Annotated in this window: 13 protein-coding genes; 3 read left to right on the top strand and 10 right to left on the bottom strand. The window is 33.3% G+C overall.

The window, feature by feature from the left end; all coding sequences use genetic code 11:
* Positions 1–520 precede the first annotated feature (520 nt).
* Together ABXT06_RS12545 and ABXT06_RS12540 are read right to left on the bottom strand one after the other, a co-directional pair.
* Positions 521–1,756 carry an ABC transporter permease gene (locus tag ABXT06_RS12545; RefSeq protein ID WP_354591056.1) on the bottom strand — a complete coding sequence of 412 codons (1,236 nt, stop codon included), beginning with the start codon at positions 1,754–1,756 and terminating at the stop codon, positions 521–523.
* A gap of 99 nt (positions 1,757–1,855) precedes the next feature.
* A complete protein-coding gene (locus tag ABXT06_RS12540) occupies positions 1,856–2,350 on the bottom strand; it encodes a YkgJ family cysteine cluster protein (protein WP_066033485.1) in 495 nt (164 codons plus the stop codon).
* Between the two features lie 72 nt (positions 2,351–2,422).
* On the opposite strand from ABXT06_RS12540, the gene ABXT06_RS12535 reads away from it, so the two are divergent.
* Entirely contained in the window at positions 2,423–3,130 is a 708-nt protein-coding gene (locus ABXT06_RS12535; RefSeq protein ID WP_354591055.1) for a class I SAM-dependent methyltransferase, read from the top strand.
* A gap of 16 nt (positions 3,131–3,146) precedes the next feature.
* Positions 3,147–3,692 (top strand): YfiT family bacillithiol transferase, encoded by a 546-nt coding sequence (locus ABXT06_RS12530; protein WP_354591054.1) that lies wholly within the window; start codon positions 3,147–3,149, stop codon positions 3,690–3,692.
* A gap of 80 nt (positions 3,693–3,772) precedes the next feature.
* Here ABXT06_RS12530 and ABXT06_RS12525 read toward each other — a convergent pair whose 3' ends face one another.
* The 8 genes from ABXT06_RS12525 to ABXT06_RS12490 all read right to left on the bottom strand — a co-directional run bounded on the left by ABXT06_RS12525 (position 3,773) and on the right by ABXT06_RS12490 (position 10,246).
* A complete protein-coding gene (locus ABXT06_RS12525; protein ID WP_354591053.1) occupies positions 3,773–4,405 on the bottom strand; it encodes a 7-carboxy-7-deazaguanine synthase QueE in 633 nt (210 codons plus the stop codon).
* Between the two features lie 102 nt (positions 4,406–4,507).
* The gene (locus ABXT06_RS12520; RefSeq protein WP_354591052.1) at positions 4,508–6,175 is read right to left on the bottom strand and encodes a tetratricopeptide repeat protein; all 1,668 of its coding nucleotides are present in this window, start codon (positions 6,173–6,175) and stop codon (positions 4,508–4,510) included.
* 16 nt (positions 6,176–6,191) lie between these two features.
* The gene (locus ABXT06_RS12515) at positions 6,192–7,115 is read right to left on the bottom strand and encodes a PstS family phosphate ABC transporter substrate-binding protein (protein WP_354591051.1); all 924 of its coding nucleotides are present in this window, start codon (positions 7,113–7,115) and stop codon (positions 6,192–6,194) included.
* 2 nt (positions 7,116–7,117) lie between these two features.
* Positions 7,118–7,348, bottom strand: a complete 231-nt coding sequence (locus tag ABXT06_RS12510) for a hypothetical protein (RefSeq protein WP_111365906.1) — start codon at positions 7,346–7,348, stop codon at positions 7,118–7,120.
* Positions 7,348–8,148: an energy transducer TonB gene (locus ABXT06_RS12505; RefSeq protein ID WP_111365904.1), complete on the bottom strand. Its 801-nt coding sequence runs from the start codon at positions 8,146–8,148 to the stop codon at positions 7,348–7,350. The genes ABXT06_RS12510 and ABXT06_RS12505 overlap by 1 nt, the downstream gene beginning before the upstream one ends.
* A gap of 38 nt (positions 8,149–8,186) precedes the next feature.
* Positions 8,187–8,747, bottom strand: a complete 561-nt coding sequence (locus ABXT06_RS12500; RefSeq protein ID WP_354591050.1) for an ExbD/TolR family protein — start codon at positions 8,745–8,747, stop codon at positions 8,187–8,189.
* A gap of 19 nt (positions 8,748–8,766) precedes the next feature.
* Entirely contained in the window at positions 8,767–9,378 is a 612-nt protein-coding gene (locus ABXT06_RS12495; protein WP_201999704.1) for an ExbD/TolR family protein, read from the bottom strand.
* A 43-nt stretch (positions 9,379–9,421) separates the two neighbouring features.
* The gene (locus tag ABXT06_RS12490) at positions 9,422–10,246 is read right to left on the bottom strand and encodes a MotA/TolQ/ExbB proton channel family protein (RefSeq protein WP_008464979.1); all 825 of its coding nucleotides are present in this window, start codon (positions 10,244–10,246) and stop codon (positions 9,422–9,424) included.
* 381 nt (positions 10,247–10,627) lie between these two features.
* Between ABXT06_RS12490 and ABXT06_RS12485 the strand changes: the two genes are divergently transcribed.
* A complete protein-coding gene (locus tag ABXT06_RS12485; protein ID WP_354591049.1) occupies positions 10,628–12,145 on the top strand; it encodes a helicase HerA-like domain-containing protein in 1,518 nt (505 codons plus the stop codon).
* Positions 12,146–12,196: the final 51 nt, after the last annotated feature.

Genomic DNA, 12,196 nt, shown 5'->3' with positions numbered 1-12,196 from the left:
GCGGGTGCAAAAGTAGAACCTTTTTCCAGTTATCCAAGCTTTTTTTCCAACTATTTTCAATCTTTTTTCGCTATTTTTCTTAACCTGCTGGTAACATAAGATTTACAGTCTGATGTTTTTTCATCCGTTGTGGGGTTTTTCTGCATTTTGTTGTCATTTCTCTATTTTTAGCCCTCTTAGGATTTCTTTTTTTACGGAGTTTGCAAACTTTGATGTTCTTTTCGAAGATAAAACTTCTCATGAAAAACAGCTCCCATAGCCCCGATAGAAGCGGAAATCCTTTTTTTGCCGGGGTTCGGCACAAAAAGATTGGAGCGGATAGCGGGATTAGGCTCCTGATTAAAATTAAAATTAACCTCTAAAATCCAAAAGGCTTCAACTCTGCTCAGCCAGACAAATTAAACTATACATACATATATATATATGTATGTATATATGTATGTATGTATGTATGTATGTATAAAAAACAAACCCGACAGTTTTTAAAACCTGTCGGGCTGTATATGCGAGTCCATTTTATTTAGTCAAAGCGAATAGCTTTTACTGGAGATATTTTAGTTATTATGTAAGACGGGATTAACAACACCAAGAAACAAACCGTAATAGTCAATAGATTTAGCAGTAGTATGTAAATCCAATTTAGATATACCGGAGCTTGATTTACGTAATAATTTTCAGGATTCAGCTGGATTACTCCAAATTGTTGTTGGATTAATAGAATTGAAATACCTATTAGATTTCCCCATAACAATCCTCGCATTATTAAGTAAAAAGCATTATATAAAAATATTTTACGAACAGACCAATTGTTTGCTCCCATCGATTTTAAAATTCCTATCATTTGAGTTCTTTCTAAAATAAGAACCAAGAGTGCCACTACCATATTAATTGTAGCAACCAAAATCATAACCCCTAAAATGATGACGATATTAAAATCAAATAACTGAAGCCAGTCAAAAATATAACTGTACTTTTCCACGATGGTTTTTGTATCAAGATTAGACGAAGTTGATTCGTAAACTTTATTCCCTACAGCTTTAATTTCGTCAAAATCATTGACAAAAATCTCAAATGCCCCGATTTGGTCCTCATTCCATTTATTAATTCTCTGAATGTGTCGAATATCACCTATAATATATGTAGCATCAAAATCTTGAAAACCTGAGTTAAATATAGCGGCGATTTTAAATCGACGGCTGTTTGGTAGCTTCCCTTGTTCTTCTTTTATAAAAAAGGTATTAAATTCGTCTCCGATTTTCAAATTTAAACGATCCGCCAGAAATCTTGAAATAATAACGTCTTCGTTCAGTGCTTTTGTAAAATCTGGAAGCTTACCATCTACAATATATTCTTTAATGTTGTTCCAATCATAATCTGCTCCAACTCCTTTGAAGATAATCCCTTCAAACGCATTTTCTGTTCTAATAATTCCAGCTTTACTTGCTACTGCCTGAATATGGGTTACTTCTGGAACTGATCTAAAATTAGGATAGAAATCTTGATTTTTGGAAATTGGCACTGTTGTAACTTCAGAATTATTATTATCATAATTAGAAATTATAATCTGACCATTGAACGCGGAGACTTTGTCACGGATTTTTTTCTGCAAACCTATTCCTGTCGCTACGGAAACTATCATCATAATAATTCCGATTGCAATTGCAGAGATAGCAATTTTTATAATGGGTGCCGAAATACTGCTTTTGTAATCTTTTGCAGTGATAAGTCTTTTGGCTATGAAGTATTCTAAATTCAAATTAGGGTTTTCTTTAGGTTCTTAATCATTCCTATCTCAAAAGTACATCTTAAAAGGGAATTTTAGAAATTCTTAAAACAATTACCAGTTTATAGTCGACTACAACGGCAATTTCTTTTTCATTTCTTCTACTATGTTATATGCCGCAGGACAAATTTCAACGTTTTTCAAAGTTAAGTTTGAAATCTGATAAAATTTGTTTCGATCTGTATGTGGAAACTCTCGACAGGCTTTTGGGCGAACATCATAAATCATGCAATAGTTTTCATTATCCAAAAAAGTACAGGGAACACTTTTCAAAACATAATCTTTGTCTTCATCAATTCGCAAATACTGATCTATGAATTGCTGTGGCTTTTGTCTAAAATGTTTCGAAATCCTCTCGATATCTGCCAAAGTAAATAATGGCCCCGTCGTTTTACAGCAATTAGCACATTTTAAGCAATCCGTTTTTTTAAATTCAGCATCGTGCAAATCCTGCATAATGTAATCTAAATTTTTTGGCGGTTTCTTTTTAAGCTTATCGAAATACTTTTTATTCTCGTTATGCTTATCTTTGGCTAACTTACTTAAGTTATTTAAAATCTGTTTCAAGTTTAATATTTAAAGTTGATTTGCAAAATTAAACAACTTTGAACTTGAAACCTTAAACTTTGAACTAAAACAATGAAAGATCTTTTTGGGAAAGCAATATTTGATTTTTACACCAAAAATTCACCTGAAGATATTATCACTGAAACTTCGATTTCTGAAGAAGACGAAATGAGTGTTGAATATCTTTTCCGCACTTATAATGAGATGCCTAAAATTGAGCAAAAGGCTTTGCAATTGGCTAAAGGAAAAATATTAGATGTAGGATGTGGCGCGGGAAGTCACGCTTTATCATTGCAAAATGAACGCAGTCTAGATGTAACTGCCATTGACATTTCAGAAAAAGCAGTTGAAACCTGTCGTCTTAGAGGAATAAAAAATGCTAAAGTTGAAAATATTTTAGATTTTGAAGGAGAAAAATTTGACACAATTCTGCTTCTAATGAACGGGACGGGTATTTTTGGCCAACTAAAAAACAGCAACAAATATTTATCTAAATTAAAATCTCTTTTAAATCCTGGCGGACAAATTTTAATTGACAGTTCTGACATCATTTATATGTTTGATGAAGATGAAGATGGAGGAAAATGGATTCCGTCTGATAATGATTATTACGGTGAGCTTGTTTTTAACATTAGCTATAAAGGAGAAAAAGAAGAACCTTTTGACTGGTTGTATTTGGATTATAATACGCTTCAAAATGCAGCAATTGCAAATGGTTTAAACTGTGAGCTCATTCTTGAAGGCGAACATTACGACTATTTAGCCAAACTTTCGATTTAAAACAAACCATAAAGCCATGACAGAATTAGATTTAGAAAAGCTAAAATATCCAATAGGAAAATTTATTGCGCCTGAAGATTACACAAAAGAATATCTTTCTGAAAAAATTAAGGAAATTGAAACTTTTCCAGAAAGACTAGCAAAAGAAACGATTCATTTAACCGATGAACAACTGGACACTCCTTATAGACCTGGCGGATGGACAGTAAGACAAGTTATTCATCATTGTGCCGAAAGCCATATGAATTGCTACGTCCGCCTAAAATGGGCTTTAACAGAAAACAATCCCGTAATTAAGCCATATGACGAAGTGCTTTGGTCTGAATTAAGCGACAATCTGACAATGCCAATCCAACCAACTTTAGATTTACTAAAAGGACTTCATTTCAGATTGGGCTACATCATGAGAAATCTATCTGAATCTGATTTAGAAAAAACTTTTGTACATCCTGCTGATAATTCAGAAATCAAACTTAAAAGAATGATCGGAATGTATGCTTGGCACGGAAACCATCATTTGGCACACATCACCACTTTGAAAAAAGATAAAAATTGGAAATAATAAAAATATGTTTATTATTTTACACGGCTTGTATACTTTCATAAAGCAAAAAATCTCTTCACGTGAAGAGATTTTTTGCTTTATGGAATATTAAGATATTTATGAGTTTGCAATGAAACCCTCCATTTTGGATTATTCATAACATAATCAACAATAAGAGGAGTCATTTCTTCTTTTTTGCTCCATTCTGGCTGAAGGAATAAAATTGCATTATCATTTACCAATTCTGCTTGTTCTTCGGCAAAAATAAAATCGTGCTTATTATAAATAATCACTTTTAACTCATGCGCATTATCATATACAGTTTGTGTTGGCAGTTTGTTCTTTTTAGGAGAAAGGCAAATCCAGTCCCAAGTTCCTGATAATGGAAAAGCTCCAGAAGTTTCAATATGTACCTTTAAATTTTTCTCCTTTAAGCGCTTTGTCAAAAAAGTCATATCCCAAGACAAAGGTTCTCCACCAGTCACAACAACTGTATCAGCATATTTTGAAGCATTTTCAACAATTAAATCAACTTTCGTTGGAGGGTGAAGTTCAGCATTCCAGCTTTCTTTCACGTCGCACCAATGACAACCTACATCGCATCCACCAATTCTAATAAAATAAGCAGCTCTTCCTGTATGTGAACCTTCTCCTTGAATGGTATAAAATTCTTCCATCAAAGGAAGCATTGCTCCTTTATTTACTTCTAATTGTATTTCTTTTGGTAACATTTTAATATTTTAAGAATGCAAAGATAGTCAATAATATACGGAACAAAAAAAACCGACAGTTTTTTGAACTATCGGCCTTTTTATTATTTCAAAAATCTTTAGTTATTTTAAAGCTTTTATAGATTGTGTTGCGTATGAATTTGCAGGATCTAACACTAAAGTTTTATTGAAATATTCAATAGCTTTAGCTTTATCTGTATTAGCATAAGCTGCACCAATACCATTGTAAGCCTCTATAAACTTCTTAGTTACAGCTGGCTTAGCAACTTCTTCTGCACCTTTTGCTGAAATTTTAGTAACATATTCTTCATAGTTTTTAATGATTAAATCATCTTTATCTAATAAAGAATTGATTCTTGCTTTGTATAAATAAGCTTCATCATAGCTAGGAGCAGTAGTCAAAATTTTATCAAACGCAGCATCTGCTTTACCTAAAGCAACAGCATCACGACTTTCTTTTGGTTTGCTAGCATTACCATAGTACAAAGAAATTCCATAATAAACACTGTCATCTAAGTAGTTTTTAGATTCTGAATTGCTTGCTCCAAGTTCGAAAATAGAAGCCGCTTGTGCGTATTGTTTTTTACCAAACAATTCTTTCCCAAAGTCAGCAAATTCTTCAACCACTAAAGGCTCTAATTCTACAGCTTTTTTAATATCAGCTAAACCTGAATCAAAAGCTGCTTGATCTACTGTACCATCAGCTGCAGTTCCTTTTTTAATTTTAGCAAGTCCTAAATAATAGTAATCTCTACCAATTACTTTGTTAGATGGAGTACTGATATAATCTTGAAGAGATTTAATCGCTACATCAACATTTCCGTTTTCGTACGCTGCATATCCTAAATATCTGAAAATTCTAGGATTTACTTTATCCTGAGCAATCATTTTGTTTGCAACAGTTTCTAATTGCTTGTAATCTTTAACTAAGATCAAGAAATCTGCATGACGCATTTTAGAGTCAAGAGAGTAATCTGTCAAACTTAAATATTTCTCGTAGTTTGTAATTGCATTTTGCAAATTAACTTTAGCCGTAGAAGGCTTGTTTCTTGCCCATTTGTAATATGTTTCAGCAAGCTCTCTGTAAACTGGTCCGTAATTAGCATCTAAAGCGATAACTTCATTGAATGATTTGATTGCTTCATCGTAAGATTTAGCACCTTTCAATAAAACTCCTAATTGCATTTTTGCTCTTAATAAAGTATTGTCAGCAGTAAATGCATCACGATACGCTTTGTATGCATCATTTTGGTTGTTTGCACCATAATAAGCATCTCCAATTGCTAAAAGCGCTTGTGCATTTTGAGGATCTACTAATAAAGCACGTTTCAAAATGTCTGTAGCACTTTTATAATCAGGATTTTCAGAATTCATGTAAGCTCTCGCGATGTAAATAAATTCATTTACATCTTTTTTCTTCATGTCTTTAGTTGCTAAAGCAAAATTAGCTTGAGCGGCTGCTGCATTTTTTGCATCAAGATCTAACTGACCTAAACCAATATAGCTTAAGTTTTTCTTATCTGAAGCTTGCAATCCGTTATTGTAATAGATCTTGGCAGAATCAACAACAGATTGGTTTAAATAAACATTCCCTAGCACAAAATTAGCCTCACCATCTGAAGGTTTTGCTTTAATAATTGATTTAAGAAGTGATTTTGCTTTATCAAATTGTTCAGCATCTATTGCCTTCTTTGCTTGGTTGATGTCTTGCGCTTTTGCCGCAGTGGCCGAGGCAACTAATGCAAGACTAAAAATTTTAAATTTATTCATCTTTATCGTAATTAATTTATTCTTTATCTTTTATAATTTCACTTCTAATTTTAAGTTTTCGCCCTGGAGTTTTATATGGTAACAATCCAGATTTCAAAACTATACGCTGTCCAATATCTCCAGCTATGAATGAAGCAAACCCCATTCCTAGTCCAGAATAACCTTGACAATTGATAATAAACAAATCACGTGCCAAAGGATATTTTCCAATTTCTAAGTCATTTTGAGTTGGACTATAATATTCATTACTATCCAAACCTTTAACATAAAGGACATTAATCTTACTAATAGTTTCTGTCATATCTGGTGTAGGTTGATAAAACCAATTAATACCAATTACACCAATCATTCCATCATTTTCAGAAACAAATTTTATAACTTCATTATTCGTTTTAAAAGAGAAAACCCCCGACTTAGGAATCTCATTAACCTTTGCTAAATCTTTCATGTAACGAACAGTACTCGAATTAGGATTATCGAAAACAAGACCTTTAATTTTACCATCTGTTTTACCCTGCATGAAATCAATCACATTTTTCAACGCAATTAATGTATCATTATTGTTTTTGTTTGAAATAAAAGCAATAGCATCATGAGCAAAAGGAGTTACTCTTGGTTTAATTTTGCTTTTATCAAAACGAGCAACTTCTTCAGGAGTTAAATCACGTGTTGTAATGGCAACTTTAGCTTTTTGATTTAATAAATCATTAATTACTTCAGCTTCAGATTCAGGTTTTACCATAATTTTTGCATCATAGTAAGTACCTTCAAAAACAGCAACCTGATCGTCTACAATTTGCTTAACTGTTTCGTCAACCGCGATATCAAGTGATCCTTTCAAAATGGTCTCTTTTTCAGTTTCACTCTTGCTTTTTTGGTTGCACATAGCAAACAAAAAGACAAAAACAACCAAACCCAAAGCCTTACTATATTTCAACATAATTATTCCTCTTTTGAATTAATTAATCTTAAAAATCTTATTCCCGAATACACAATTAGTAATCCTCCAAAAGCATATCTATATTTCCATTCCATGTTTAGCGGAAGTTTTTCCCAAAACATAATCATTAAACCGAGCACAAGATAAATTAAAAAAAACAGTATTCCTAAAACAAGAAGAAATCGCTCTTTGAGCGATTTCTTCTGAATATTATTAAGCATATCTTTTAACATTATTCTGCAGATTGAATAGTAATCGGAAGAGAGTACAATACCCTAACTTTTTTACCATTTTGCTCGCCGGGAGTCCATTTTGGACATTTTTTAAGAACTCGAATTGCTTCTGCTCCTGTACCGTAACCGATATCTCTTAAAACTTTGATATCTGTTAACGACCCGTCTTTTTCAACTACAAACGTAACGTAAACTTTACCTTTTAAACCTTCTTCTTCTGGAGTTTTGTAATTGTTTCCTACGAATTTGTAGAATTTATCAATACCCCCTGGGAAATCAGGTTTTACTTCGATACCAGCTGTGTTATATACAGTGTTATCTTCTTGTACCACCTCCGCTACTGGTCCTTTACCAACTGGCTCATCAACAGTTAAAACTGCATCTGGATCTCCTTTGATAGTCTCAGCACCAACTTTTTTGTCTTTTAAATCAACAATTTTTGGTGGGTCTTCAGTTACTTCTTCCGCTTTTGCAACCACAGGTTTAACGAATTTTACCTGATCCACTTTTGGTGGCGGTGGCGGTGGCGGTGGCATATTAGGCTTAACTTCCTCTTTTTTCGGAGGTAATTTTACCGCAGCCATCTTAACCTCTTTAACCTCTTCTTCTTCTGTAGAGTCTGGTAACAGACTCGCAATAAGAGGAGCAGCCACAGCAGCACTAAAGATAAGAGAACCAATAACAAGTGCTTTCACAGTTGTTTTTCCGTTTGATTTTCTCAGCTCGTATGCTCCATATATCTTATTACGTCCTTCGAATACGATATCAAGCCACTGATTTTTTATAATATCTAATTTCATACTTCTTGATTTTTAAGTCGATAAAACTAAGATTGCTCTTATTTTTTATCTATCACTTTTGCTTCTTCTGGTGTAAACTCAGGAACAATCGCATACGTATCAACTCCAGTGATAGCCATTTCGTCCAAGATATCAACCAAATTACGGTAATTTGATTTTTTAGTTGGTTTAATGATCACAATGATTCCGTTTTTAGGTTTCCCTAAAGCTGCAGAATATGCCAAAACATTTTTCTTTTGTTTTAACAATTCTCTACGGATACCATCTTTACCATAAGCAATGTCTTTTGGCCCCACTTTTGGTGATGCCAATAATCCCATATAGTAAACCATTTTATTATCGCCACCTAACATCACTGTCATAGTACGATTCTCGTCTACTTTGGTATCCTCAGTTTTCTTATTTGGATCATCATCTTTATTAGGCAATGATAAATCCATCGATTGAGGTTTTGACAACGAAGTAGTTAACATAAAGAATGTAATCAATAAGAATGCCAAATCCACCATCGCTGTTAAATCGACTTTCGAATTCTGCTTTTTACTTCTTACTTTACCACCTTTACCACCACCGCCGTCGCCGGTATTTAATTCAGCCATCTTAGTGTATATTTTTTAATTAAAAGTCTCTTCCTCTCTTACCTGTAACTAAGTTAAAGGAATTGATTTTCTGATCTTGCAAAATATCCATAATTTTTCTAATTTTTGGATACTCTTCTTTAGCATCTCCTTTAATTGCAATCTGCAATTCTTTATCATCTAAATCAATTGTAGCTCTTCTAGAAATTAGAAGCCATTCTTTTAATTGATTATCTAATGAATCCAAAGGAATTCCAGGTTGGTTTGCTTTAGTTCTGTCTGCCGCTTTCATATCAATGATTTGCTTAAGACCTGTAATTGGTACACCAAAATCATCCATAAGAGCAAATTTGGTTTTATCTTCTTCTGAAAATTCAATACCATATTTTGCACCCATTCCTTCAAGAGTTCTTTTACGAACTTCTCTTCCTTTGATGTCAAAAAATACTTTCCCTTTTCCTACTGTAATAATAGCCAAATCAGTATCTGGTAATTTACTTATTGCAACAGAAGCAGGCATATCTACAGGTAATGCCTCAGGCACTTTAGCAGTAGCGGTTAAGATAAAGAACGTAAGCAAAAGGAACGCTACGTCACACATCGCAGTCATATCTGTCGATGTAGACTTCTTTTTCATTTTAATTTTAGCCATTATCTTTTATTTTATTTTTTTGATAAAAAATATCAAAAATTAATTATTGTCTTAAACTTCCTCTGAATTTTCTGTAAGTATTAACGATTGTAGTACCAGCCTCATCGATAGAGTAAGTTAAATCGTCAATTTTAGCAGTAAAGAAGTTGTAAGAAACAATTGCTAAGATAGAAGTAGAGATACCTGTAGCAGTGTTGATAAGTGCCTCAGAGATACCTGTTGCAAGAGCAGCTTGGTCAGGAGTACCAGCAGAAGCTAACGCACCAAACGCTTTAATCATACCAGATACAGTTCCTAATAATCCTCCTAATGTACCTAAAGATACTAAAGTAGAGATAATAGTCATGTTTTTCTCTAACATTGGCATTTCTAATGAAGTTGCCTCTTCAATTTCTTTGTGGATTACTTCTGAAGCTTCTTCGCTGTTGAATCCTTCTTTTTTAACGTCTTGGTATTTTACCAACGCAGATTTAATTGCATTTGCAACTGAACCTTGTTGTTTGTCGCAAGAAGCGATAGCAGCTTCGATGTTTCCTTCTTTAATACTTCCTTGAACACTTTTCATGAATTTGTCAAGGTTAGTTTTTCCAGCAGCTTTACCGATAACAATAAATCTTTCAATAGAAAAAACAACAACCATTAAAAACATACCTAATAATACTGGTACGATGAAACCTCCTTTATATACTTGTCCTAATGTATTGATTGGATGTCCTGTTTCTGGATTACCTCCTTCGAAGTTCGCAGAATCCCCCATGATTACTTTCCAAATAAACACCCCTACTAAGATACACGCTACAATAATGATTCCTGTGATCATTCCTCCGCCATTTGAAGTGCTTTCTTTTTTAACTTTAACGTTTGCCATTTTTTTTAATTTTAATAGTTTTAAATAATTTTTATTTTTTAGTTATATTTAACTTGTAGAGGAGCAAATTTATACGTTTAGTTTAAATAAAAAAACTTTTTTTAATTTAATTGACCGAAATTTAACTTCAAATTAAAAAATATCTCATTAATTTGTTGACATCATTTTTTAGATAAAACAAAAAAAAGGACGATAATTAGAAAAATTACAACGTTTTAGTAAATATTCAAAGATTCCTTTGATATCTTCTTAAAAAGCTGCGAATTTTTTTTTTATTAAATTTTCAATCAAAAAAAGCTTTTTCTTACTAAAAAAAACCACATAAAAAGCGCCCAAAAACAAAGCAATACTCATATAACAATCTAAATTACAAATAAAAACATGAATAAAGAAGAGAATTTTATTGCAGATATAACTACAGGGTATTCTTCAAAGGGAGATAGCATTATACTTGGAGGCGCAATGCTTGACGGTGAACCAATTGCAGAAGCGCACGTCAAAATTCCATTGAAAACTTTAAATCGACACGGATTAATTGCCGGCGCAACGGGAACAGGAAAAACTAAAACAATTCAGGTTTTTTCTGAGCAGCTTTCTAATGCAGGAATTCCTGTATTAATGATGGATATTAAAGGGGATTTTAGCGGTATAGCAAAAGAAGGTAAAGAAGAAGGTTTTATCACAGAACGTCATGCCAAAATAAATATACCTTATAATGTCGCCGCATTTCCTGTAGAGCTAATGTCTTTATCTAAACAGAATGGTGTACGCCTCCGTGCTACAGTTTCTGAATTTGGGCCTGTTTTGTTTTCGCGAATTTTAGATTTGAATGATACTCAGGCTGGAGTTGTAGCGGTTATCTTCAAATATTGCGATGATAACAAAATGCCTCTACTTGATTTAAAAGACATTAAAAAAGTAATCAATTATATTACTGAGGAAGGTAAAGATGAAATTGCTGCAAGTTATGGAAAAATCTCAACTGCAACAACTGGAACAATTCTGAGAAAGATTATTGAACTGGAGCAACAAGGCGGTGATTTGTTTTTTGGCGAATTGTCTTTTGAAACGGATGATCTGATGCGAATTGATGAAAACGGAAAAGGTTACGTTAACATCATCCGCTTGACGGATATTCAGGATAAACCAAAACTATTCTCCACTTTCATGTTAAGTCTTTTGGCTGAAATTTATCAGAAGATGCCAGAAAAAGGAGATGCAGAACAGCCTGAATTAGTAATCTTTATTGATGAAGCGCATTTAATCTTTAATGAAGCCAGCAAAGCATTATTAGAACAGATTGAAACGATTGTAAAACTAATTCGTTCTAAAGGTGTCGGAATTTATTTTGTAACGCAAAACCCAATGGATGTTCCAAGTGGTGTTTTGGCACAATTAGGATTAAAAATTCAGCATGCCTTGAGAGCTTTCACAGCAAATGATCGTCAGGCGATTAAAAAAACAGCCGACAACTACCCTACTTCACCTTACTATAAGACTGATGACTTACTAACGAGTTTAGGAATTGGTGAAGCTTTGGTTACTGCGCTTAACGAAAAAGGCATTCCTACTCCGCTTGTTGCCACTATGATGCGCGCACCAATGAGCCGAATGGATGTTTTATCTCCATCTGAAATTGATGAAATAAACAGCAAATCGAAACTAGTTAAAAAATATGCTGAAGAAATTGACCGCGAAAGTGCTTTTGAAATCTTAACCAAAAAATTGACGGAGGCCGCAGAAGTTGCAGCACAGCAAGAAGAACAAGCTCCCGCAAAATCATCAAAATCAGGACCAAGCACTACAGAAGTAGTTACGAAATCTGTTTTGAAAGTTGTAACAAGCGCTACGTTTATAAGAGGTGTTTTTGGTGTCTTAACTAAAATCTTTAAGAAATAAAAAACTAAATCATATAAAAATATAAAACCCGACAAATTCTTAAAAATTTGT

The organism is Flavobacterium sp. UW10123, from assembly GCF_040538975.1.
Taxonomy (GTDB): domain Bacteria; phylum Bacteroidota; class Bacteroidia; order Flavobacteriales; family Flavobacteriaceae; genus Flavobacterium.
Note: the sequence above shows the minus strand (reverse complement) of the source record. Positions and strands in the feature narration are given on the sequence as shown.